We start from the raw sequence: 25,123 nt of genomic DNA on the forward strand, positions 1-25,123 counted from the left end.
ATGGCTAAGTTCTTTATAGATCGCCCTATTTTCGCTTGGGTTCTCGCCATCATTCTGATGTTGGCTGGTGCACTTGCGATAATGAAATTACCCGTTGCGCAATATCCAACCATTGCGCCACCGGCAATTACAATCTCCGCCAACTATCCTGGCGCCGATGCGACTACTGTTCAGAATACAGTTACGCAGGTTATCGAACAGAACATGAACGGTATCGATAACCTGCTGTATATGTCTTCCAGCAGTGATTCCTCCGGTAACGTTCAGTTGACGTTGACCTTTAACTCAGGCACTGACCCAGATATCGCTCAGGTTCAGGTCCAGAACAAACTGCAATTAGCGATGCCATTACTGCCGCAAGAAGTGCAGCAGCAGGGCGTGAGCGTTGAAAAGTCCAGTAGTAGCTTCCTCATGGTTGCCGGCTTTATTTCTGAAGACGGCACCATGAAACAAGAAGATATCGCGGACTATGTGGGTTCTAACGTTAAAGATCCAATTAGCCGTACCGCCGGTGTGGGTGACGTTCAGTTATTTGGTTCCCAATACGCAATGCGTATCTGGATGGATCCGCATAAACTGAATAATTTCAAACTGACACCGGTTGATGTTATTAATGCCATTAAAGTACAGAACAATCAGGTCGCAGCAGGCCAGTTAGGGGGGACTCCACCCGTACCTGGTCAAGAGCTGAACTCATCAATCATTGCGCAGACCCGTTTAACCAACGCAGAAGAATTCAGCCAGATCTTGCTGAAAGTGAATACTGACGGTTCGCAGGTTCGCCTGAAAGATGTGGCTATCGTTCAACTGGGTGCTGAAAGCTATAACATCATCGCCCGTTATAATGGTAAACCTGCGGCAGGTATCGGTATTAAACTGGCAACCGGTGCTAACGCCCTGGACACCTCTGCTGCAGTAAAAGCTGAACTGGCAAAATTACAACCCTTCTTCCCGAATGGGTTGAAAGTGGTTTATCCGTACGACACCACCCCATTCGTTAAAATCTCTATTAACGAAGTGGTTAAAACACTGGTTGAAGCTATCATTTTGGTGTTCCTGGTAATGTATCTGTTCTTGCAGAACTTCCGGGCAACATTGATTCCAACGATTGCAGTACCGGTCGTATTGCTGGGTACTTTCGCTATTCTCTCCGCCTTTGGCTATTCGATAAACACCCTAACGATGTTCGGGATGGTGTTGGCGATAGGTCTATTGGTAGATGACGCCATCGTGGTGGTAGAGAACGTCGAACGTGTGATGCAGGAAGAAGGGCTACCGCCGAAAGAAGCCACCAAAAAGTCTATGGAGCAAATCCAGGGCGCATTGGTGGGGATCGCGATGGTACTGTCGGCAGTATTTATCCCGATGGCCTTCTTTGGCGGCGCAACCGGGGCGATTTATCGTCAGTTCTCTATCACCATTGTTTCAGCCATGGTGCTCTCGGTTCTGGTGGCATTGATTCTGACACCCGCACTGTGCGCGACAATGCTGAAACCTATAACCAAAGGTGAACATGGGCCGAGTACCGGCTTCTTCGGTTGGTTTAACCGCATGTTCGAGAAAAGCACCCATCACTACACTGACAGCGTTGCCAACATTTTGCGCAGCACTGGCCGTTATCTGCTGATCTATCTGCTGATAGTGATTGGTATGGGCGTGTTGTTCCTACGCTTGCCGACATCATTCTTACCAGAAGAAGATCAGGGTGTATTCCTGACCATGGTGCAAATGCCTGCGGGTGCGACGCAAGAACGTACTCAGAAAGTGCTAAATCAGGTTACTGACTATTATCTCGACAAAGAAAAAGACGTGGTTAACTCTGTATTTACCGTTAACGGCTTCGGTTTCAGTGGTCAGGGTCAGAACACGGGTCTGGCATTCGTCAGTCTGAAAAACTGGGATGAGCGTCCGGGAGAACAGAACAAAGTTCCAGCAATTGTCGGCCGCGCATCTGCTGCCTTCTCGCAAATCAAAGACGGTTTGGTCTTCGCCTTTAACTTGCCAGCGATTGTGGAGTTGGGTACTGCTACCGGCTTTGACTTCCAGTTAATTGATCAGGGTAACGTCGGCCATCAGAAATTAACTGAAGCGCGTAACCAACTGCTCGGTATGGCGGCGCAACACTCAGATATGCTGGTCGGTATGCGGCCGAACGGACTGGAAGATACACCTCAGTTCAAAGTGGAAGTTGATCAGGAAAAAGCACAGGCTCTTGGTGTTTCGATTTCCGATATCAATACCACGCTCGGTTCAGCGATGGGCGGCAGTTACGTAAACGACTTTATCGACCGTGGTCGTGTGAAGAAAGTTTATGTACAAGCTGATGCGCCTTTCCGTATGTTACCGGGTGATATCGATAAGTGGTATGTCCGTAACAACACCGGTCAGATGGTATCGTTTAATACTTTCTCCACCGCGAAATGGGAATACGGCTCACCTCGACTTGAACGTTATAACGGTCTGCCATCCATGGAAATTCTGGGTCAGGCAGCTCCGGGTAAAAGTACCGGTGAGGCAATGGACCTGATGCAGGATCTGGCGTCTAAATTGCCAAGCGGCATCGGTTATGACTGGACCGGCATGTCTTATCAAGAACGTCTGTCAGGTAACCAGGCTCCCGCGTTGTATGCCATCTCACTGATTGTGGTGTTCTTATGTCTGGCTGCGCTGTATGAAAGCTGGTCGATTCCATTCTCAGTTATGTTGGTGGTACCGCTGGGTGTTGTGGGCGCGTTACTGGCGGCCTCTCTGCGTGGGCTCAATAACGACGTTTACTTCCAGGTAGGCTTATTGACCACTATCGGACTATCGGCCAAGAACGCCATCTTGATTGTTGAGTTTGCTAAAGACTTAATGGACAAAGAAGGGAAAGGTTTGGTGGAATCAACCTTGGAAGCAGTACGTATGCGTCTGCGACCAATTCTGATGACGTCATTAGCCTTTATCCTAGGGGTTCTGCCACTGGTTATCAGTAGTGGCGCAGGTTCTGGTGCACAGAATGCGGTAGGTACAGGTGTTATGGGCGGGATGGTAACCGCAACTGTACTGGCTATCTTCTTTGTTCCGGTCTTCTTCGTGGTGGTTCGCCGTCGCTTTAGTCGAAAAAACGAAGATGTAGAACACTCGCATGCGGTTGACCATAAGGCCAAGTAAACCTTACGTCACCACAATTGATGAAATACATCATTAAGAAAACCCGCAGACTTAGGTTTGCGGGTTTTTTATTTTCTGTACTTGAAACTCAAAAGTGAATAGCGCATAATTATTGTTATAGTATAACATAACAATTGGAGTTTTTATGAAACCCGGCATCCACCCTAACTACCGGACAGTGGTTTTTCACGACACCAGCGCAGATACCTATTTCACCGTGGGTTCCACCATTGCCACAGCACGCACCATTGAGCGCGATGGGCAGACCTATCCTTATGTCACGCTGGATATCTCCTCAGCCTCACATCCGTACTACACCGGTAAACAAAAAGAGTTCTCCAAAGAAGGCAGTACTGCGCGCTTCAATCAACGTTTTGGTCGCTTCTTGACTAAAAAAACCAGCTAATCCTGAGAGTTAATCATGCAAGTATTGAGTTCATTACGTTCAGCTAAAAACCGTCATCCCGATTGTAAAATCGTTCGTCGCCGTGGTCGGGTATACGTTATTTGTAAAAGTAATCCACGTTTTAAAGCAGTTCAGGGAGGGACTCATAAGAAGCGTTGATTTTGATTTGGTTTTTAGCCCATCAGTTGATGGTATTGATAAGCCCCGTTACTGCCCAACGGGGCTTTTTCATGTTAAAGAAGAGAGTTATCAACCAAGGTCAAGTACTCAGCCTCTGACCAAAATCAAAGACTGAGCACTAGCCACTTTGTTTATTGGTTTATAGTTACTTCATACTGTTCACAATGGTATCTACATTGTGTTTAAAAGCTTCAGCATAGGTTGCTGCCGGGCCACCGGTTGCGGATAAGGCTTCAGGGTAAAGCTCACCACCAGCTTTAGCACCACTGGCTGCGGCAATCTGTTTTACTAAACGTGGATCAGTCTGATTTTCAATAAAATACGTTTTTATTTTCTCTTGTTTGATCTGTTTAATTAGCGCGGCTACATCGCTGGCACTGGCTTCAGCCTCAGTGGAGAATCCGACGGGCGATAAGAAGTTAACCCCATACTCTTGGCTAAAATAGCCGAAAGCATCATGGCTGGTCAGGACCTTACGCTTATCTATCGGGATCGTGGCAAACTGAGCTTTCGCATAAGCATCCAGTTTTTCCAATTGCTGAATGTATTCTCCACCACGTTTACGGAAATAATCAGCATCCTCAGGATCGGCGACAATCAATGCATTCATTACGTTGTTGGCATACTTGATACCATTCGCCATGCTGTTCCATGCGTGGGGGTCCGTCACCCTCTTTCCCTCTTCATCCATTTTACGCGTATCGATCCCGGTTGAGGCGACAACGACCTGCCCTTTATAGCCAGAAGCACTGATCAAACGCTCCAACCACCCTTCAAGCCCTAGCCCGCTGATAAACACTACATCAGCGTTAGATAACTGTTTACTATTTTTCGGCATCGGTTCAAAACTATGGGGATCCCCATCCGGGCCGACCAATGTCACCACATTGACATGCTCGCCCCCCACCTGCTGGACGATATCGCCTAAAATAGAAAAACTGGCTACAGCTTCAACAGTTTTTGCCATCGCCAATGGGCTAGACAGTAGGGCAGCTACCGCCAAACTAATAGGTAAACGCTTCATTTAACTCTCCTTTAACGACCGGTACTTCTTAACGGCGCGCGGTTGCTAAAACACCACCACGCGTTCCAAATAAAATAGATACAAAGAAAATCAGGCTGGCGCTAAGGACTATTGCCGGCCCGGCAGGTAACGAGGCGTAATAAGACCACAACAAGCCGACAAAACTGGCAACCATGCCGATGGCCATGGCAATACCTAATGTATGAGGAAGATTTTTGGCCCAAAAACGGGCACTGGCAGCAGGCAACATCATTAATCCTACCGACATCAGGGTGCCAAGAATCTGAAACCCGGCGACCAGATTGATAACCACCAGCGATAAAAACAGAGCGTGGACCACCATCAGCCAGCGCCCCATACTGACCCGTAGAAAGACAGGGTCGAATGACTCAATCACCAGTGCGCGATAAATCGCCGCTAAAGCCAACATCGAGACCGTCGTGATAACGCCGACCATGGTCATGGCACTGACATCAACAGCCAAAATAGAACCAAATAACACATGGAGCAGATCCATGCTCGAGCCACGTAGAGAGACCAGCGTGACCCCCAATGCCAGCGAGCCCAGATAGAAACCGGCAAAGCTGGCATCTTCTCTTAATAGTGTTCGTCGGCTGACCCAACCGGACAACATAGCAACCGCTAATCCGGCAATAAACCCACCCACGCCCATTGCCACCAGTGACATTCCTGAAATGAGGTAACCGATAGCCGCTCCCGGCAATACCGCGTGAGATAGAGCATCCCCCACCAGGCTCATTCGCCGTAATAACAAGAAAACCCCTAAAGGAGCTGAACTGAGTGACAAAGCCAGACAGGCGACTAATGCCCGCCGCATAAAGCCAAAATCTACAAAAGGATCAGCAAATAAATGGAACAATGTCATCAGTTGATAACCCTTTGCTGTTCGGGTTGAGGAGCCAGAGAAGAGAGTGCGCAAGATGAGCTGTGGCAGTGATGCCATTGCGCCAGAACCTGCTCAGATGAGTCCCAACAGTTACCAAGAGGTGTCAACCACAAGGCGCGGGGGAAATGTTCAGCGACCATCGACATATCGTGTAAGACAGCAATAATCGTCCGCCCCTCATCGTGTAACCGATGAATAACATCGAGTAACAGCCGCACGGTCTGGCTATCAATACCGGTAAAAGGCTCATCCAGTAATATCAGTTGTGCTTGTTGCACTAAAAGACGGGCAAACAGCACCCGCTGTAACTGCCCGCCGGAAAGCTCAGCGACGGGTTGGCGCGCCATTTCCGGCATACCGACCGTGTCTAATGCCTTTTTGATTCGTTGCCGTGATTGATGATTAATGCCCCCTAGTAGCCCACTTTGGGGCCAGCATCCCATCGCCACGACATCCTGAACGACAATGGGGAACTGTTTATCTAACTCAGCTTGCTGTGGGAGATAGGCTATTTGAGGGCGATCTTCTCCGGTAAAAGTTATTTCCCCCATCACTGCGGGTTGTAAATCTGCCAATGTTTTAAGTAGGGTTGATTTACCCGCTCCATTTGCCCCAATAATGGCCGTGAGAGACCCGGCAGCAAAACCACCATTAATTGGCGGGGTAAGTGCATGCCGATCATATCCAATCTCAATATTTCTCAACTTTATCATGGCAATATATTCGCCCAATAAATAGCTCCCCACAGCAGCAAGCAAAGTAAGGCGACGCCAGAGATGCGCTGTAATGACGAAAGTGAGAACAATGTCCAGTAGGAAGGCTGGTTTAACCAGGTAAGGAAAGCGTGTTTATTCATAGTAGAACAGAGCATGTGTTTTCATGTGATACATTATAACATCACATAAAATTATTAAATTCAAGAAAACATCATGATTGACGAGTTTTAAAAGTAACAAGTTTTAGCACGCTAGCCCCACCGCCCTCAGTAAACGGAAGCAAACTTGCCGCTAATGGCAAACTAGACAGCGCAAACATGCTTAGTAACAGTAAATTAAACAATTTTTACTGTTACTCCACTGGTGAGGTCAGGCAGGGTTTTGGTATTCTAACCTCAACATTGTTCGGTAATGCTCGCAAAACGATAAATTACACAATAGAAAACAGGTAATATCCCCCCCTGCTCTTGACCAAACCCGCTGAGCATTCTAGGTTAATAGAGAGTAGTTAAATTAATCGTGAGTAATAACCCTAAATATGAAGAACCCTATTTAGACTGCGTTATTTTATAGGAAGAGCGTGTTATTGAAAGCAAGTGCATCAAATAACATCACAACATGTAGCTGATAGTATTAGTTGAAAAAATCTCATTAAATTTGATTTTTTTGATTCAAATCATGCTCGTAGTTGCTGAAAAACAAATGCCAAAGCATTTTTTGTTACAATAGCGATACAGGAATGAATTAATCTTGCCACCATGAGCGTACAATTAATGAACAATGAAATAGCCGGGGACTTCACCTCAGGGTGTTACGCGATTTCATTACTCAAGAGTGTTATCAGCAATAATATCCGTGAAATTGAAGGAAGTTTGGTTTCCGGCTTAATGTATTATTCGGAAAATGCCAGGTACACGGCGGGTTCATTAGAAATTCTTGATATTTCTCACGTAGAAGATAACTGCTATTCAATGACTTACTGTTATCAATGGCATATCTTTAACCCCTGTTTGGATATCAATACTGAAGAAACCTTAACCGGTGCTGTAACATTTATTGTACATCCAGAAAGAATCACTTTTGATATAATTAACAATGACAGGCCCTCAACCGCTGACGAATTGTAAGATTAAGTAATAAAGTTGCGCGGTGAGCGAAGAAATGATTTATATTCATATCAAGACAAGTTTATTTACGTTAACGATAAGCTTCTACATTTATATGATTATCTATCTACTCACATTGTGTTATCAACACCGAATTAAGACTTTACGGAGGGGATGATATGGATGAGTACTCGCCTAAACGGCATGACATTGCCCAGTTGAAGTTTCTATGTGAAAACTTGTATGATGAAGGCATTGCTACCCTTGGCGACAGCCATCATGGGTGGGTAAATGACCCAACATCTGCCGTAAATCTGCAACTCAATGATTTGATCGAGCATATAGCTTCATTTGTGATGAGTTTTAAAATAAAATACCCGGATGACGGCGACCTTTCAGAGTTAGTGGAAGAATATTTAGACGATACATATACTTTGTTTAGTAGTTACGGAATCAATGATCCTGAATTGCGGCGCTGGCAAAAAACCAAAGAGCGTTTATTCAGACTTTTCTCAGGAGAATACATCTGTACCCTGATGAAAACTTAAGGGATAGTTTCCCTATATTAATTTGTATATCGAGAAGAAAAACCACCATGACAAAAACTGACTACCTGATGCGTTTAAGAAAATGTACGACTATTGATACATTGGAACGTGTAATTGAAAAGAATAAGTATGAGCTTTCCGATGATGAGTTGGAATTATTTTACTCAGCGGCAGACCATCGCCTGGCTGAACTCACAATGAATAAGCTTTATGATAAAATCCCACCTACGGTTTGGCAACATGTGAAATAGTCTGCTTAACGCTGGTTAAGACACACAACGTTGAGCCGATAGTCGTTATCGGCTTCAATGAACCAGGCAATTCGTTCGTGTTTTAATTTGAGATAAATGTCTTGATAGGCCCACGGTATTGAAGGTTAACTTGAATCCCGCGTTATTGCATATCAGATTTAGGTAAATCCAGTGAGTTATCAGCAGAGTGGAAGGGCATTTAAGTCAAAGTGCTTTGTCCGCTTCATTTATTAAAATTCACTCTTAGCGCTAATAATTTCAAAATATTATTAATCCTTTGCTAAATCTTAAATGTAAATAGACACCTAAACCAATAAATAAATGAGAAAAATCTTATTTCCCCCTTCATTAATACGTCTAGCTGAAAATATCTGACCAATAGCATAAGAAAACGTAAAGAAGAGGTTCAACAAGAAGGGTTGACACTTTAGGTAAGCACACTAGGAAGATAACATCAGAAATGGTGGAGGCTAGCACTCATTGCCATGGCAGTGCAGGAGCCTACCTTGACCTACAAGAACCCCAACACGGGTAAGCCATTTAGCAAGGATGAGTTTGTACAATTTGCCGACGATTATCTTGGCGCAGATATTATTTTTTGGAGCACAACGTCTCCCTGGCTGACGAAGAAATAGGTATCCATCGCTAAGGAAATAAAGCACCGCCGCGAGATCATGCCAGATATAATCACGGCAGCAGTCGGGCAAAAAATGGATCCAACCTCCTATCATCAACAGTTTGCCCTAAGCAGCTATTTGCAACAGTGCCAAAATAAAAGAGATGATAAGATATATATAATATTCAACGCTATCTTGTTCTCAGATACGAGAGGAAAATACTGATGTCAAAGACAATCAAAACAACATTTGTGGCTGCCTGTATGGTCAGCCTCCTACCCTCACTATCTTATGCTCAATCGCCAAATAAATTACCAATGACTATCTTCGAAGATGTCCGGGTCTTTGACGGCACAACCTTAACGTCCAAAATGAATGTGGTTGTTGAAGGCAATAAAATCACTCAAATTTCTGCTCAACCGATTAATCCAGCAACTGATGCCGTGCATATCGCTGGCAATGGTCAAACATTGATGCCGGGCCTTATCGATGCCCACTGGCATACTTTTATGGCTCGTCCTTCCATGGCATTAGCTTCAACCGCTCCGTTAAGTTTTATCACATTGCTGGCCGGTGCTGAAGCAGAGTCAACACTTCTACGCGGTTTTACCAGCGTTCGAGATTTGGGTGGACCCGCGTTTGGCTTAAAACTCGCAATTGATAATGGCGTAATCAAAGGGCCACGCATCTGGCCATCAGGAGCAATGATTTCACAAACGGGTGGTCATGGTGATTTTCGGATGCTTTCAGAAATACCGGCTACCCCTGATCAATTAAGTTACCCAGAACGAATTGGCATGTCTGCGATAGCTGATTCAGCCGATGAAATTCGAAAGCGCACCAGAGAGCAATTGTTGCAAGGAGCTAGCCAAATCAAGTTGACAGGAGGCGGTGGCGTATCTTCTCCCTATGGCCCATTAGATACAGTTCAACTTAGCGTCGATGAAATTCACGCCGCAGTCGAGGCCGCGGCTAATTGGGGTACTTATGTGACAGTCCATGCTTATACCCCTGAAGCCATTAGCAATGCTATCAAAGCTGGAGCAAAAGTAATTGAGCATGGTCAATTGGCAGATGATGCAACTGCAAAATTAATGGCAGATACAGGTACATGGTGGAGTCTGCAGCCTTTTTTGGCGGACGAGAATGCAAATCAACTGCCCGATCCCGCGGGACAAGCCAGAGCAGCGCAGATTTTTGCCGGGACTGATAACGCTTATCGCTTAGCTAAAAAATACGGGGTGAAAGTTGCGTTCGGAACAGATGTTTTATTTGATGGAAATTTGGCAGCCCGACAAGGCTCACAGCTTTCTACAATGACACGGTGGTATACGCCCGCCGAAGTGCTCAGAATGGCAACATCTGATAATGCAAAATTGTTAGCACTATCAGATCGACGCAATCCATATCCAGGAAAACTTGGTGTTGTCGAAGTCGGAGCCTTAGCTGATTTATTGCTGGTTAACGGCGATCCACTCGCTGATATCGGACTGCTGGCAGATCCTGAAAAAAACCTGACTATCATCATGAAAGACGGACAGATAATAAAAAACAAGCTAGTTTCAAAGTAAAAAGGGTTGAATAGGATTCAGATTATCGATACGGAAGCACCAAAAACACTATGCACCGGCATAATATCATTGTGATAAAGCTGATTCGAATTTCACGACGTTTTCTAGGTGTCAGGTAGACTCTATGGTAGTACCAGATTCCATGACGGGAAAGTATAAGATGTGACATTGATTAGCGCCCTAGGTGATACACAAAAGTTGTATCACTGCCGTTTCAATGCACGAAACAAGTGTTTAATATGATGGATATCATGCACTTATCAGAAATGGTGGAGGCCCTGCCAGCTACATCCCGGCACACACCTCGCCTGCTACGGCTGCTTCCTTCCGGATCTGACCGAGTTCACAAGTTAGTGTTGCGGGAGAACCAACAGGACCTCCATTGACGTTAACGGCTCCTTGTACTCTGGAGCGGTGGGCATTATCGACCATGACCCACCAAATAGCAAGACAACCCGCACTAACCGGTGGTTTCTTGCCCACTTCCCCTCAGGTTTGGGTTAAATCTCTTTTCTGCTGGCACCAAAAGCATTGATGATGTTATTTATTTATCTCGTTCTATTTATATCGCTCTATTTATTTCTATAACGTCGCACTATCCGCCCATGCAGATAAAAAAGAGAATGCTGTGACATCATCAAAAACAGAGAGCCAAAATCAGTGGGAATCTGCAATATCAGATTTGCCCACAGAATCGGGTGACCTACCGTTTGTCGACAGTTTCCGCCAGCGGGTCTTCCAAGTGGTGGCCGCTATCCCCTATGGACAGGTGACTACTTATGGCGATATCGCGCGGCTGATTGGCTCCCCCAGAGCTGCACGCCAAGTCGGTGGAGTTCTCAAACGCTTGCCGGAAGGCTCTGCCTTACCCTGGTATCGGGTGATTAATCGTCATGGCGAAATATCATTAATTGGTGATGATTATCTTAGACAAAAAAAGGCATTACTGGCTGAAGGCATTGATATCGATACTTCGGGTCGAATTGATTTACGCCGCTATCGCTGGCAATACCGCTAATAAAAACGCCACAGAATAGTGGCTATCCTGTGGCGCTATTGCCAAATTAATTGGCGCTTCTGAAAAACCGGTTCATGGCGGGTTAAACATTACTGGATGGTCGCACTGCCTGTTATGGTAGGCGCGCCCTGTATTGTTGCCGGTCCCCCTGGGGTTGTTTCTATAGCAACAGAGGTTGCAGGGACCAATAACAGATTAGCCTGGGTACCCGCGCCACGGTTGATCACTTCTTGAATGGTATCGGTGATAAACAATAACTGACCATTGCGAGTGATCGCTGCACTTACAATAATACGTGCATTTGGCTGGATGTCGGCTGGGTTAAACGGCAAAGCAAAACTAAACGGAGCCTGTTTGCCCTCAGTACGAATTGCTTTCTGGGCGATAACCCGTGATGGTGCATCAGCCAATGAGGCATCCGACAGCGTAACCGTAACTACGGCATCAGGTGGTAATGCAATGCGCTCGCGGATGTTCACTGTCCCCTGTACAGCAGGCTGTACAATAGGTGCGGCAGCAGTGGTTACACCTGCCGGCGCGGGAACCGGAACATCAGCCCCTCGATGAGCACACCCAGCCAAACTTACCACTAATGCTGCCCCACCCGCTATCTGCCAGAATTTCATTGATTGCCAAGGTTTCATAGGTCGCACTCCTTCTTATTATTAAGATGCAAGCTATCTACACAACAGCCGGCGTTTAATAAGTGGCTTCAACCACCTAGCAAGCCAATTATAGCACAATATTCTACTTCCCGCCGACGCTTACCCCATTGAGGCATTTATCAGACTATTCCTTATCCGATATTCCTCAGTTGAACAGGCCTTTCACAGCAATATATTGACGAGCGCCCAACGGATTCAGCACACTGTGTATAAACTCAACCATCAGGGGCCACAACATGAGTCAAGCATTAGAAAAACTACTCGATCTGCTCTTCCTTGAGAAAATTGAAGAAGGTATCTTTCGTGGCCAAAGTGAAGATCTGGGCTTGCGCCAGGTATTTGGTGGTCAGGTAGTGGGTCAGGCTATCTATGCAGCAAAACAAACCGTACCGGCAGAGCGGGCAGTACATTCTTTCCACAGCTATTTTCTGCGCCCAGGGGACAGCAGCAAGCCCATTATCTATGACGTCGAAACACTACGTGATGGCAACAGCTTCAGCGCCCGCCGGGTCAGTGCGATTCAGAATGGTAAACCCATCTTCTATATGACGGCATCGTTCCAGAGTCAAGAAGAGGGGTTCGAACACCAAAATACCATGCCGGACGTTCCCCCACCGGAAGGGTTGATGTCAGAAACAGACATTGCCCGCCAGTTCGCACATATGATCCCCGAAAAAGTACGGGAAAAGTTTATCGGCCATCAGCCAATTGAAATGCGCCCGGTGAAATTCCACAACCCATTGCAAGGCTCGGTAGAAGAACCGAATCGCTATGTCTGGTTCCGCGCCAACGGTGCCATGCCAGATGACCTGAGGGTTCATCAGTATTTACTGGGTTATGCCTCTGATTTTAATTTCCTGCCAACGGCCTTGCAGCCACATGGGATTGGTTTCCTGGAGCCAGGAGTGCAGATTGCCACGATAGATCATTCTATGTGGTTCCATCGGCCATTTCGCCTGGACGATTGGCTGCTGTATGCAGTAGAAAGCACTTCTGCTTCCGGCGCGCGGGGCTTTGTCCGTGGCCAGATTTACAGCCGGGAAGGGATATTAGTGGCTTCTACCGTGCAGGAAGGTGTCATTCGTTTGCATCGATGATACCTCGATAGCCTTTGCCAAAAATAGAACAGGGGCGATATCATATCGCCCCTGCTGCTATCATCATTATTATTTATTTTACTGCTACTTCTAGCTTATTGGTTGTATGCATTTTCGCCGTGGCTGTTAACATCCAGACCTTCGCGTTCTTGTTCTTCTGGTACCCGCAGGCCAACCAACAGGTCAGCAATTTTAAAGGCAACGAAGGCAACAACACCAGACCAGACCAAACACACACCGACGCTGAACAGTTGCACACCTACCTGATGGCCCATAGTGACGCCAGCGGCGTAACCTGTACCGCCCAGTGAAGCCGAGGTGAAGACACCGGTCAGGATACAACCGACAATCCCACACACGCCGTGGACACCGAATACGTCGCAGGTATCATCTACCCGCAGCCATTTTTTCAGCAGAACCACACCCCACAGACCGGCAACACCCCCGACCAGACCGATAATCAATGCACCGCCAACCCCGACTGTACCTGCCGCTGGCGTAATCGCAACCAAACCTGCGATACAACCGGAACATGCCCCCAGCAGCGACGGTTTGCCGCGTAAAATCCACTCAGCAAAGACCCAAGACAAGATAGCACCCGCTGTTGCAACTACCGTATTCAAGAAGGCAAGTGCAGCAATTTCATTCGCGGCACTGGCTGAACCGGCATTGAAGCCAAACCAGCCGATATACAGAATCGCAGTACCAGTAAACACCATAGGTAAGTTATGAGGTTTGAACGCTTCTTTACCAAAACCAGCACGTTTACCCAGTAAGTAAGCGCCCACCAAACCAGCAATCGCGGCGTTGATATGCACAACAGTACCACCGGCAAAGTCCAATGCGCCATCCATTGCCAGGAAACCACCACCCCATACCATATGTGCCATCGGCAAATATGAGAAGGTGAACCACAGTGCTGCAAAAATTAATACCGCAGAGAAACGAATACGTTCGGCGAATGATCCCACCACCAGTGCGACCGTGATACAGGCAAATGAAGCCTGGAACACCACATGGATATATTGATAGAAAGTGCCACTCAGGCTGGTCAAACCAATACCTTTTAGCATCGCCATATCGAAACTACCAAAGAATGCATTGCCGGTGCCGAAAGCCAGACTATAGCCATAGAGCACCCACAGCACACAGATCAGAGCAAAGCTCACCATGACCTGAGTCATCATCGATAATACGTTCTTGGAACGCAGCAGACCGCCGTAGAACAGGGCAATACCGGGCACAGTCATAAACAGCACCAGCGCGGTGCAAATCATCATAAAAGCATTATCAGCTTTGTCAGCTACAGCCGGTGCTGCGGCCATTGCCAAAGAAGGCAGCATCGCTACCGAACTCAGGCCCAACATGGATAAAAGTTTTTTCATCATCAACCCATCCCTATTCACTAAATTTGAGCCTGCAAATTACAGTGCTGCTTCGTCGGTTTCGCCGGTACGGATGCGAATAACACGTTGCAATTCAGCAACGAAAATTTTGCCATCACCAATTTTGCCGGTATAGGCCGCCTTACTGATCACGTCAATCACTTCATCCAATTGATCATCAGCAATTGCGATATCAATTTTCACTTTAGGTAAGAAATTGACACTGTATTCAGCTCCCCGATAGAGCTCTGCGTGTCCCTTCTGGCGACCAAATCCTTTTACTTCGGTTACGGTCAGCCCCTGAATACCCACAGAGGATAAGGCTTCACGCACATCCTCCAGCTTAAATGGTTTGATAACCACGGTAACCAGCTTCATATTTGCCCCTTCTCGAATTAAGTCGAATTCATGTCTGCCACAAATGAAGTAAAGCAAAGGCTATGCCATAAGTAATGATAGATATAATTTAATGCGGAAATGGCGAAGCTAGGGCGGTTGAGATACATGAGTCAGCCGTGTAGCGGCTGAATTCATCGTGTTGAATAATTTTCGCGCACCAAAATAGTGCGAAGCGCGTCACAGAAGTGCACGACAGCATCGACGACCTATTGCATTGCAAGATTATGGTGCACGAAAGCTGCAAAATGGGCATTAACGGGGATATGCATTAACGATTTGACTTAGGAAAACACAGAAAATAGTGCGGGGCCGCTTAGCCCCACAACTTATTAATTAACTTACCGCCGTTTCTACCTGATCAATGGCGGCTAAATCTTCGCTAACCAATTGCAATTGATACATTTGATAATAACGCCCATGGGCGGCCAGCAGCTCTTGATGCTTACCCTGCTCCACTGCCACACCACGGTGCAACACCAAGATGGTATCAGCATCAACAATGGTTGAAAGGCGGTGAGCAATCACTACCAGCGTGGTATTTTTTCGGATTAGCTGCAATGCCCGCTGAATGGCCTGCTCAGTACCAGAGTCAATATTGGCAGTCGCCTCATCTAAAATCAGGATTTGCGGAGCCTGTACCAATACTCGCGCCATCGCCAGCAACTGTTTTTGCCCAACTGACAAGGTATTCCCCTGCTCACCAAGCAGACTGTGCAATCCATCGGGTAGCGCATGGACTAAAGGGGCCAGTTGCACCGTTTCCAGAGCTTCCCACACTTGCTGTTCAGAGATATCACGGCCTAAAGTCACATTGGCAAAAAAGGAATCAGCCAACACCACTGGATCCTGTTGCACCATGGCCACCCCTTGGCGCAAGGTCTGATGGGATAACGCGGATAAAGGACGAGCATCTAGCAGAATCTCACCATGTTGCACCGGGTAGTAGCCCATCAACAGGTTAGCCAACGTACTTTTTCCGCTGCCGGTATGCCCGACCAGAGCAACAAACCCGTGCGAAGGTACATCAAGGGAGATATTTTGCAGTACCATTTTATCGCTACGATAAGCAAAGCTGACATTATCCACCTGGATACGGCCACTGGTCAGTGGGCGATCATCAGTACCGTATCCTTGCTGGGCGCGGTCCATCAGATCAAAAATACGTTCCCCAGCCACCACAGCTTGCTGCATGACTGACTGCTGTGATGTGAGTTCAATTAAGGGTTCATTTAAGCGGCCCAGATAGTTAATGAAAGCATACAGCACACCCACCCCCACTGAGCCATCAGGACTGAAACCGAACAACAGTAACAAACCACACAGTACCAAGGCAGAAAACAGGCTCAGCAGCGGGCGCAATAAAAACCCTTCCAAGCGTAAAGTTTGCATGCGTGCCATATAGTGCGCACGGCTGGCAGACTCCATACGTTCGCCAAAACGAGCTTGCTGGCGAAACTGCTGAATCACGCCCATGCCGTTAATAATTTCATTAAAACCGTCGTTAATATCAGCCAAATAAGCCCGGACTCGCCGCACTACGGGTGTGCTGTAATGTTGATAAATGGCCATCACTACCAGCACTGCTGGAAAGATACAGATAGAAATTAGCGCCATACGCCAATCCAGACTGAACATCGCCACCAGCATCGCGCCAATTAATGCCGCGCTTTTTAATACGGTGGAGACCACCATCACATATAAATCTTTAATGACTTCGGTGTCATTTGTGACACGGGAAATCAATTGCCCGACCGGCTGGGTATCAAACGCACTGAGAGGTTGACGCAAAGCGGCATCCATCACTTCAATACGTAGGCGCTGAACCACACCTACGGCAGCACGGTTAAAAAGCAATGCCTGAAAATAATGCAATGCTGCTGCCAACAGTTGCAGCAACAGATAAGCCAATGCCAACCCACTGACTAAACCGAGGGGCAAAGTGCCTTTTGCGACCACATGGTCAATAAAATAACTTATCAAAAGCGGGCCGCTGACCTCGGCGGCAGCCGCAATCCATAACATCAATACCGCCAACCCTAACGGTTTACGATAAGGGGAGCCATAGGAGAGCAGGCGCTTAAGTGTCGGCCAAAGTTGCTGAACTTTACTCATCGGTTTTGGCCTCCGACTCACCATCATCTAATGCTGCCTCCAGTTGTTGATAACGGTACATCTCCCGATACCAGCCGGATTGACTGACTAATACGTTATGTGTCCCGCGCTGCATCACGCCACCATGTTGCATCACTAAAATTTCGCTGGCTTCGGTCAACGCTGAAAGACGGTGCGCACTGATAATCACGGTACGATGCTCACCCCATTCACGCAGATTTTTTAGGATTTCATATTCGGTCTGACCATCAACTGCGGATAGCGCATCATCGAGAATCAGGATCTCAGTATCCAGCAACAGTGCGCGGGCGATGGAAATCCGCTGTTTCTGCCCGCCAGATAGCATCACACCGCGCTCACCCACTTCAGTGTCATAACCCTGAGGAAGGCGTAAAATATCTTCATGCACACTGGCTAAACGAGCGGCCCGCTCAATTTGAGCCTGCGTGGCATCAGGTTTACCCAATGCAATGTTGCCAGCAACCGTATCAGAAAAGAGGAATGGCGTTTGGCTGACCACAGATAAACGGCCACGCCAGTCATGCAACCTAATATCAGACAGCGCATGCCCTTGATAACAAATAGCACCATCATCCACATCAAACTGCCGCTGAATCAATGCCAGTAAGGTACTCTTACCCGACCCTGTAGGCCCGCATAGCCCCAACATCTGCCCCGGTGCTAATTTCAGCGCCACATCATGTAACGCAGGCTGTTCACTACCTGGGTAATAGAAATGGCGAATATTCACCGCGAGTGTGCCACGCCCATCGCTCAGCTCAATATCACCATCTTTAACCACCGGCGCTTCTTCCAGCAAACTGCGAATACGGCTATAGGCGGCACTGCCTCGTTCAACGATATTGAACATCCACGCCAAGGCAAGCATGGGCCAGATCATCAGCCCCAGATACATGATGAAACTGGTAAGTTGACCCAAAGTAATACTGTGATTAACCACCATCCAACTGCCGCCGCCAATCGCCAATAAATTCGCGATCCCGATGGCGATATAGATAGTTGGATCAAAACGGGCATCGATACGTGCGACATACATATTCTTGGCACCGGCTTCTGCCGCGACCTGAGCAAACTGCTGTGATTGATGATCTTCCAGGCCAAAAGCTTTAATCATGCGAATACTGGTCAGGCTTTCTTGCGCCTGGTTATTCAGCGTAGAAAATGCCCCTTGGGCCGATTTGAAACGTTGATGCAGTTGGTCACCGTAATATTTGATCACCACCGCCATTACCGGCATAGGTAACAATGATAACAGTGTTAATTGCCAGCTAATTTGGGTGCTCATTACAATCAGCACCGCGCATCCCATCACCAACGAATCCACCAGCGTCAGCACCCCCTCACCGGCAGCAAAGACCACGCGATCAACATCATTCGTCGCACGAGCCATTAAATCGCCGGTACGGTGACGTAAATAGAAACCAGGGGCCTGGCGGCTAAGTTGGCGATAAAAGTTTGACCGCAACTCCACAGCCAATTGATAAGAGGCACCAAATAATAAAACACGCCAGACATAACGCAGTAGGTAGACCACAATAGCGGTTATCAGCATCACACCAATCCATACCAGTAACATATTGGTAGACATCTGTTTTGTGCTGATACCATCCACAATTACTCCGACCAGTTTAGGCGGCAACAGTTGTAGGATAGCGATAATAATTAACAACAACACCGCGCCTACATAGCGGCGCCATTCACGGCGAAAATACCAGCCTAGTTGTGCAAACAATCTCACTCAGTTTTATTCCTGGTCTGACACCGAATACATCGGTATTTTCTCGCTACGCGCGATGAAGGGGGTAGCATAGCATCGGTAAAAGGGCTTTTAATCCAAATATTCACTCAGGAACAGGCAACATAGTTGTATATTTGATTTTTTCCATCGCAAAACTTGATGTCACATCAATCAGCCCCGGAACACCATTAACCATGCGTTTGTAAAAATTGTCGTAACTTTTCATATCGGCAACTTCGACCTGCATCAGATAGTCATATTCTCCGGCCATACGATAGAACGCCAACACCTCTGGCATTTGCTTAGTAAATTCAACAAATTCCTGATACCAGCCACTATTATGCTGCTGAGTTTTAATCAGCACAAATGCCGTAAGCCCCAACCCCAATTTTTCGCTGTCCAGCAGTGCCACGCGCCCACGGATAAATCCTTCATCCTCAAGGCGTTTTAACCGTTTCCAGCAGGGTGTGGAGGTAAGATTGACGGCTTCGGCCAGTACTTGCAGTGATTGAGTGCAATCTTCTTGCAACATACAGAGGAGTTTACGGTCAGTTTTATCTAACATAACGAGTAACCATAGAATAAATTTCTACCATTTGGCGATAAAGAAGGAAAAATGGCAACGTTTTTTTCTTTAATAACCGTTAATCTAGTCATCATTAGTTTACTACCTACATCGCAGGCCATGAAATGACCAACACTTGGGTAAAAAATGCTATCAGTGAAATAGAAGCTGACTTCCAACGCTCCGCTGATACTCACCTGATCCGCCTAAACCTGCCGGCTTTTCCCGGTATTTATCTCTATTTAAAAGATGAGAGCACCCATCCAACCGGTAGCCTAAAGCACCGTTTAGCTCGTTCACTGTTTCTTTATGGCTTATGTAATGGCTGGATTACAGAAGGAACAACGATAATCGAGGCTTCCTCAGGAAGCACGGCAGTGTCTGAAGCCTACTTTGCCCGGCTGATTGGCCTGCCCTTTATTGCAGTTATGCCAAGTTGCACTGCGCGGCGCAAAGTCGAGCAGATCACCTTCTATGGTGGTCGCTGTCATTTTGTTGAAAGCGCTGGGCAAATTTATGCAGCATCTGAACAACTGGCTCGTGACCTGAATGGTCACTATATGGATCAGTTCACTTATGCAGAGCGCGCTACCGACTGGCGTGGCAATAACAACATTGCCGATAGCATCTTCCGCCAAATGGCGCGTGAACCTTTCCCGGTACCTGACTATATCGTCATGAGTGCTGGCACTGGCGGCACATCGGCGACCCTAGGCCGCTATATCCGCTACCAAGGGCATGACACCCAATTGATGGTAGTCGACCCAGAGAATTCAGTATTTTATGACTGTTTCTGTAACCGCGACCGCACGGTTACCGGTAGTTGCGGCAGCCGTATTGAAGGGATCGGCCGCCCACGGGCTGAGCCTTCGTTTATTCCAGAAGTGATCGACAGTATGTTGCGCGTACCCGATGCTGCCAGTGTTGCAACCATTCATTGGTTGGAAGGTATTTTGGGACGCAAAGTGGGGGCATCCACCGGCACTAACGTCTGGGGCGCATTACAATTAGCCAAACAGATGCGTGAGCGAGGCAAAACCGGCGCTATTGTGACGTTGCTCTGCGACAGTGGCGAACGCTATCTGGATACCTATTACAATACCGAATGGGTCAGTAATAACATTGGTGATCTGACCCCATTTAGTAATGAATTAAATAACCTGTAATTAACCGATAAAATTCGGTTTTCCCCTCTTGGATGACCGAGGAAAACCGAATTTTGGCAGAAAAAAACCGGATGATTATCCGGCTGGCTAATAGCTATCCTCAAGTCATCAAAAGGTGCAGTTAGGCAGCAAGCGAGTGATCCGCTGAGCTGACACCATCAGTGATTCGGGTGAGTAAGCCCGTTAACACTGCTACAACTCTAAGTACCAAGGAGATAAACCTCAGAATTCGGGGGAATAGGTGAGGTGTGGTGAACTTAGCCAATGTTGCAAATAGTTAGCGACGCCTTGTTGTTCACAGCGCCCAATAACCTGTAACTGAGGTAACTCTTGCTTCAATTGCGGTAATGCGTTTCCCATCACTAAGCCAAGACCTACCCGCGATAGCATCTCTTTATCATTCATCGCATCACCAAAGGCCATACAATCGGCCAGTGTTAAATTGAGATGATGGCTTAATCGCTCTAAAGCCGCCCCTTTGTTGCATCCACGAGGCAACACTTCAAGGCAATCAACCGCTGAAAAACAAAAATCGGCTTCGCCGCCCATCTGCTGCTCAAGCTGGGTTTTAAGCTCGGTCAATTCCTGATGTGAGGCAATAAAGCAAATCTTATGATTACCAGTTAGAGGCAATGCGCTCAGTGCCGTGAGCTGAAACTGGAAGCCACTGGTTTTATGTGCAGTCAGCAGCGCAGGGTCATTACAATCAGTAAACCAACCATCATCACGGAAAATATGGATGCTGGCACGGGTCTGCCACGGAGTTCGTAACACAAACTCCACCAGTTCTGCGGGCAAATCCATACCGTATAATGCTTCACCCTCTACATCACAGACTCGGGTCCCATTGCCAGTGATCAAATAACCATTTATGCCTGAGTGAGATAAAATCCCTTTCATATCAATATAATGTCGACCGGTAGCAAAGGTTAGGATCATCCCGTTGTCCACCAACTGGTGTAACGCATTCAATGTAGCGCCGCCAATTTTATGGTCGCGCATCAGTAAGGTTCCATCCATATCAAAAGCGGCTAAACGGTACATTTAAAACCTCGATAACAGCAAAACTGGTGGTATGAATAAAATTATGACGTACTATTTACGGAACTAATAGTGAACAATTAAATTAAACTATTCCTGATTTATAAGCAGCCCGAATAGGCGTAATGGATACTATCAGTTTGAACACGCACAGCACTGAGAGTGCCAGATCACGTTGTAACTCATCGCCACATGAGAATGAACCGTGCAGATCCCTAAGTCATTTAAAAATAAAGGCATTTGATGAGTTCGTCCAAGAGCTAAAATAGCCTTAATGGGATAACATCTTAATTATGCGCATTATTCACCGACTAACCCAATATCAGCGCTTGTACCAAAAGTTCGGCGATCAACCGGCGGCTACCACCGTCAGTGAACTGGCAGGCCTACTATTTTGCAGTGAGCGACATGCCCGCACTCTGATTCAACAACTACAAGCGAATGACTGGCTCAGTTGGCATTCACAAGTTGGCCGCGGCAAACGCGCGCAACTACAATGCCTGAAAAAACCAGATGCGCTGCGCGCAACCTACCTGCAATTGTTCCTTGAGCAAGGTGACCATCAAGCTGCTCTCGCACTCGCCCAACTGGAACCTGAACGCCTTCAAGCGTTACTAAACCCTCACATGGGGGGACAATGGCAAGCCGATAGCCCAATACTGCGAATCCCTTATTATCGGGAGCTTGAACCGTTAAATCCAATGACCGTCAGTGGCCGGGCAGAGCAGCATCTGATTTATACTTTACATGCTGGCCTGACCCGATTTAACACCGGAGACCCACTGCCAAAACCGGATCTGGCCCATCACTGGCAAGTCAGCGATGATGGTTTAACCTGGCAATTCTTCTTACGCAGTCAATTACGTTGGCATAATGGGGAACATATCCGCAGCGAGCAGTTGTTGCAAACGCTGGCACTGCTGCGGGCAAATCCACGCAGCCAACCGAGTTTTGCCAATATTGCAACGATTACCCTGCCCCATGCTTTATGCCTGAAATTTACGCTGCTGCATCCTGATTACTGGCTGGCACATCGGCTGGCAGATTTACCGTGTAAACTGTTTCATCCCGACGCCTCACTTCTGGGGGCTGGCCCATTTAAGTTAGCGACCTTTAACCCACATCTGGTCCGGTTGGAGCAGCACGAATTTTACCATTTGCAACATCCTTATCTGGAATTCATTGAATACTGGATAACTCCAAGCCTTGTCGTACAGTCAGCGGATGGGAGTTGCCAACACCCGGTACGTATAACCATTGGACAGGAGGAGGATTTCCCTTTAGCCCGCCCTGTTCAGCGCAGTATGAGCCTTGGATTTTGCTATCTGGCCATCAATCGGCACCTCAATAATATTACTCCCCAGCAAATAGCCAAATTGCTGATGCTAGTGCAAACTTCCGGCATCTTAGAAGAGTTATCCATTCGGCGTGGTGTGATAACGCCTAGTCATGAAATGCTACCCGGCTGGCCTATCCCCCGGTTTAGCGCCGATGAAAACCCGCCATTGCCTGCCCATCTGATACTGACCTATCAACCTCCAATGGAACTTGAGAGTGTTGCCGAACAACTAAAAGCGGTATTGGCAACCCATGGTTGCACATTAGAAATCCGCGCCAGTCGTGATAAGCAGTGGAAAGATACTCATCAAATTGAAGAGGCAGACTTATTATTAGCGGACCACTTAGTTGGTGAATCTCCTGAAGCGGCGATGGAAAGCTGGCTCCAACTTGATCCGCTGTGGCGCGGTATACTCTCCCCTGCTCAATTAGAACTACAGCAACAAACACTGATACAGATTCAGCAAACTGAACTTGCGGCTGAGCGTTTCCGCCAATTGCGTGAATATTATAATGGTCTGATGCTGGCAGGGCTGATTCTCCCACTATTCAATTATCAGTATCAGGTCAATGCTCCGCCACGGATTAACGGTGTTACCCTAACCGCATATGGTTGGTTTGATTTCAATCAGGCATGGCTCCCACCGGCGACTACCTGATTGCCAAATGCAGGTTGCTACCCTTTCGTCCGTGAACTGAGTAACATACCGCCAATTCTTTATTTTGCTGTGGGTTGGCTCTTTCGAGGCTCACAGCCGTACGAGGTCACAGTATGAAACGCGCTGTCGTTGTATTTAGTGGTGGGCAAGATTCCACTACCTGTTTAATTCAAGCATTACAGCAATATGATGAAGTCCACTGCATTACATTCGATTACGGACAGCGCCACCGCGCAGAAATTGATGTTGCTCGCGCGCTTGCCACGCAGCTTGGTGCTAAAGCACACAAAGTGCTAGATGTTGGCATGCTCAATGAGTTAGCGGTGAGCAGTCTGACCCGAGACAGTATCCCTATCCCCTCTTTTGATGAAGAGGATGCCGATACGGTTCCCAGTACGTTTGTCCCTGGTCGCAATATTCTATTCCTGACCTTAGCCGCAATTTATGCTTATCAAGTGCAAGCTCCGACGGTTATCACCGGGGTTTGTGAGACTGACTTCTCCGGCTACCCTGATTGCCGGGATGAGTTCGTGAAGGCACTCAACCATGCAATCGATTTGGGTATTGGCCGAGATATCGCTTTCATTACCCCTTTAATGTGGCTGGATAAAGCAGAAACCTGGGCACTAGCTGATTATTATCAGCAACTCGAGCTGGTCCGCCACGAGACACTTACTTGCTACAATGGGATTCAAGGCGATGGTTGCGGCCAATGTGCTGCCTGCCATTTACGAGCCAAAGGGCTGGCGTTCTATCTTGCTAATAAGCCAAAAGTATTATTGAGCTTGAAACAAAAAACCGGGCTAGCTTGATTATTGTTCACTCAGATAGCCACTGTAATCGACCCATTGCCTTGTTCTAATCGTGACCTCGCTCATCAGAGCGAGGTATATCGCGGCCATTGCACATTTAACCAGATATTCAGGGAAAATATCCCTCCCCGGCAACAAAGCCGAGTTATCCTGTAATACCTCGATTGACAAACTCGTCCAGTTTTTCCCTTAGTTCTCCCTCAATGGGCAATGCTCTCTGACTACGCAGATCGATACAGACAAACGTTAGTTCTGCATCTGCCACCGGAATAGATTCAGGCTCTAGCGTGACAGTCTGTTTCATCACACCACTTTTACCGTTTAGCTTTAATAACTGGCTATCGATTCGTAGCAGATCCCCCAATACTGCAGGCCGACGGTAGTTGATATTGATATTAACCACGATAAAAGCGATTTGGTTTTCAGCCATCCATTGCGCTGCTGGCTCCCCATCAAGCCATTCCCAACGCGCTTCTTCGAGAAACTCTAAGTAGCGGGCATTATTAACATGTTGGAAAACATCAATATGAAAACCCCGGACTTTAATATGAATATGCATGACAGCGAGCTTCTCCAGACAGTGAATAAAAATTACGTACCTTCGGCAGTAAAATAGAGTTGGCAAGAG

Annotated in this window: 23 protein-coding genes and 1 other RNA gene; 12 read left to right on the top strand and 12 right to left on the bottom strand. The window is 47.2% G+C overall.

Translation table 11 applies throughout. The features are described 5' to 3' along the window. From A6J66_011140 to A6J66_011150, 3 genes are all read left to right on the top strand, one after another. Positions 1–3,153: a hydrophobe/amphiphile efflux-1 family RND transporter gene (locus A6J66_011140; protein PNM24688.1), complete on the top strand. Its 3,153-nt coding sequence runs from the start codon at positions 1–3 to the stop codon at positions 3,151–3,153. Positions 3,154–3,298: 145 nt separating this feature from the next. Further along, entirely contained in the window at positions 3,299–3,559 is a 261-nt protein-coding gene (locus A6J66_011145) for a type B 50S ribosomal protein L31 (GenBank protein ID PNM24689.1), read from the top strand. Between the two features lie 15 nt (positions 3,560–3,574). Further along, the gene (locus tag A6J66_011150; GenBank protein ID PNM24690.1) at positions 3,575–3,718 is read left to right on the top strand and encodes a 50S ribosomal protein L36; all 144 of its coding nucleotides are present in this window, start codon (positions 3,575–3,577) and stop codon (positions 3,716–3,718) included. Positions 3,719–3,884: 166 nt separating this feature from the next. On the opposite strand, the gene A6J66_011155 is transcribed toward A6J66_011150, so the two are convergent. Genes A6J66_011155 through A6J66_011165 form a run of 3 tightly spaced genes read right to left on the bottom strand, consistent with a single transcriptional unit; the run spans position 3,885 to position 6,383 of the window. Next, positions 3,885–4,763, bottom strand: coding sequence for a metal ABC transporter substrate-binding protein (locus A6J66_011155; protein PNM24691.1), 879 nt, complete (start codon positions 4,761–4,763; stop codon positions 3,885–3,887). A 28-nt stretch (positions 4,764–4,791) separates the two neighbouring features. Next, on the bottom strand, positions 4,792–5,649 hold the full coding sequence (locus tag A6J66_011160; protein ID PNM24692.1) for a metal ABC transporter permease: 858 nt from the start codon (positions 5,647–5,649) through the stop codon (positions 4,792–4,794). After that, positions 5,649–6,383, bottom strand: a complete 735-nt coding sequence (locus A6J66_011165) for an ABC transporter ATP-binding protein (GenBank protein ID PNM24693.1) — start codon at positions 6,381–6,383, stop codon at positions 5,649–5,651. Before A6J66_011165 ends, A6J66_011160 begins: the two co-directional genes overlap by 1 nt. Positions 6,384–7,159: 776 nt before the next feature. On the opposite strand from A6J66_011165, the gene A6J66_011170 reads away from it, so the two are divergent. The 4 genes from A6J66_011170 (at position 7,160) to A6J66_011185 (ending at position 10,479) form a co-directional block, all read left to right on the top strand. Next, a complete protein-coding gene (locus A6J66_011170; GenBank protein ID PNM24694.1) occupies positions 7,160–7,513 on the top strand; it encodes a hypothetical protein in 354 nt (117 codons plus the stop codon). Positions 7,514–7,671: 158 nt separating this feature from the next. Beyond that, positions 7,672–8,040 (top strand): Biofilm formation regulator YbaJ, encoded by a 369-nt coding sequence (locus tag A6J66_011175; GenBank protein PNM24695.1) that lies wholly within the window; start codon positions 7,672–7,674, stop codon positions 8,038–8,040. Between the two features lie 47 nt (positions 8,041–8,087). Next, positions 8,088–8,291, top strand: a complete 204-nt coding sequence (locus A6J66_011180; protein ID PNM24696.1) for a modulating protein YmoA — start codon at positions 8,088–8,090, stop codon at positions 8,289–8,291. An 841-nt stretch (positions 8,292–9,132) separates the two neighbouring features. Then, positions 9,133–10,479: an amidohydrolase family protein gene (locus tag A6J66_011185; GenBank protein ID PNM24697.1), complete on the top strand. Its 1,347-nt coding sequence runs from the start codon at positions 9,133–9,135 to the stop codon at positions 10,477–10,479. Between the two features lie 276 nt (positions 10,480–10,755). Here A6J66_011185 and ffs read toward each other — a convergent pair. Continuing rightward, an RNA gene (gene ffs / locus A6J66_011190) (signal recognition particle sRNA small type) lies at positions 10,756–10,852 on the bottom strand. Between the two features lie 201 nt (positions 10,853–11,053). On the opposite strand from ffs, the gene A6J66_011195 reads away from it, so the two are divergent. Further along, positions 11,054–11,497: a 6-O-methylguanine DNA methyltransferase gene (locus A6J66_011195; protein ID PNM24698.1), complete on the top strand. Its 444-nt coding sequence runs from the start codon at positions 11,054–11,056 to the stop codon at positions 11,495–11,497. Between the two features lie 89 nt (positions 11,498–11,586). Here A6J66_011195 and A6J66_011200 read toward each other — a convergent pair whose 3' ends face one another. After that, the gene (locus A6J66_011200) at positions 11,587–12,141 is read right to left on the bottom strand and encodes a hypothetical protein (protein ID PNM24699.1); all 555 of its coding nucleotides are present in this window, start codon (positions 12,139–12,141) and stop codon (positions 11,587–11,589) included. 257 nt (positions 12,142–12,398) lie between these two features. Between A6J66_011200 and A6J66_011205 the strand changes: the two genes are divergently transcribed. Beyond that, a complete protein-coding gene (locus A6J66_011205) occupies positions 12,399–13,259 on the top strand; it encodes an acyl-CoA thioesterase II (protein ID PNM24700.1) in 861 nt (286 codons plus the stop codon). Between the two features lie 95 nt (positions 13,260–13,354). Here the strand turns inward: A6J66_011205 and A6J66_011210 are convergent, their stop codons facing one another. The 5 genes from A6J66_011210 to A6J66_011230 all read right to left on the bottom strand — a co-directional run bounded on the left by A6J66_011210 (position 13,355) and on the right by A6J66_011230 (position 19,479). Further along, positions 13,355–14,650 (bottom strand): ammonium transporter, encoded by a 1,296-nt coding sequence (locus tag A6J66_011210; GenBank protein ID PNM26983.1) that lies wholly within the window; start codon positions 14,648–14,650, stop codon positions 13,355–13,357. Between the two features lie 33 nt (positions 14,651–14,683). Then, entirely contained in the window at positions 14,684–15,022 is a 339-nt protein-coding gene (locus A6J66_011215; GenBank protein ID PNM24701.1) for a transcriptional regulator, read from the bottom strand. A gap of 354 nt (positions 15,023–15,376) precedes the next feature. Continuing rightward, positions 15,377–17,155 carry a multidrug ABC transporter permease/ATP-binding protein gene (locus A6J66_011220; protein ID PNM24702.1) on the bottom strand — a complete coding sequence of 593 codons (1,779 nt, stop codon included), beginning with the start codon at positions 17,153–17,155 and terminating at the stop codon, positions 15,377–15,379. Then, a complete protein-coding gene (locus A6J66_011225; protein PNM24703.1) occupies positions 17,148–18,914 on the bottom strand; it encodes a multidrug ABC transporter permease/ATP-binding protein in 1,767 nt (588 codons plus the stop codon). Before A6J66_011225 ends, A6J66_011220 begins: the two co-directional genes overlap by 8 nt. Positions 18,915–19,017: 103 nt before the next feature. After that, complete coding sequence (locus A6J66_011230) at positions 19,018–19,479, bottom strand: Lrp/AsnC family transcriptional regulator (protein ID PNM24704.1); 462 nt, start codon at positions 19,477–19,479, stop codon at positions 19,018–19,020. A gap of 125 nt (positions 19,480–19,604) precedes the next feature. Here A6J66_011230 and A6J66_011235 point away from each other — a divergent pair, with 125 nt between their 5' ends. Further along, positions 19,605–20,645 (top strand): PLP-dependent cysteine synthase family protein, encoded by a 1,041-nt coding sequence (locus A6J66_011235; GenBank protein PNM24705.1) that lies wholly within the window; start codon positions 19,605–19,607, stop codon positions 20,643–20,645. A gap of 222 nt (positions 20,646–20,867) precedes the next feature. Here A6J66_011235 and A6J66_011240 read toward each other — a convergent pair whose 3' ends face one another. Then, positions 20,868–21,689, bottom strand: a complete 822-nt coding sequence (locus A6J66_011240; GenBank protein PNM24706.1) for an HMP-PP phosphatase — start codon at positions 21,687–21,689, stop codon at positions 20,868–20,870. A 290-nt stretch (positions 21,690–21,979) separates the two neighbouring features. On the opposite strand from A6J66_011240, the gene A6J66_011245 reads away from it, so the two are divergent. Continuing rightward, entirely contained in the window at positions 21,980–23,683 is a 1,704-nt protein-coding gene (locus A6J66_011245; GenBank protein ID PNM24707.1) for a peptide ABC transporter substrate-binding protein, read from the top strand. Positions 23,684–23,796: 113 nt separating this feature from the next. Then, the gene (locus A6J66_011250) at positions 23,797–24,495 is read left to right on the top strand and encodes a 7-cyano-7-deazaguanine synthase QueC (protein ID PNM24708.1); all 699 of its coding nucleotides are present in this window, start codon (positions 23,797–23,799) and stop codon (positions 24,493–24,495) included. Positions 24,496–24,640: 145 nt separating this feature from the next. Here A6J66_011250 and A6J66_011255 read toward each other — a convergent pair whose 3' ends face one another. Next, a complete protein-coding gene (locus A6J66_011255) occupies positions 24,641–25,054 on the bottom strand; it encodes an acyl-CoA thioesterase (protein ID PNM24709.1) in 414 nt (137 codons plus the stop codon). Between the last annotated feature and the right edge of the window lie 69 nt (positions 25,055–25,123).

The sequence above is a fragment of the Yersinia enterocolitica genome, from assembly GCA_002082245.2.
GTDB lineage: Bacteria > Pseudomonadota > Gammaproteobacteria > Enterobacterales > Enterobacteriaceae > Yersinia > Yersinia enterocolitica_E.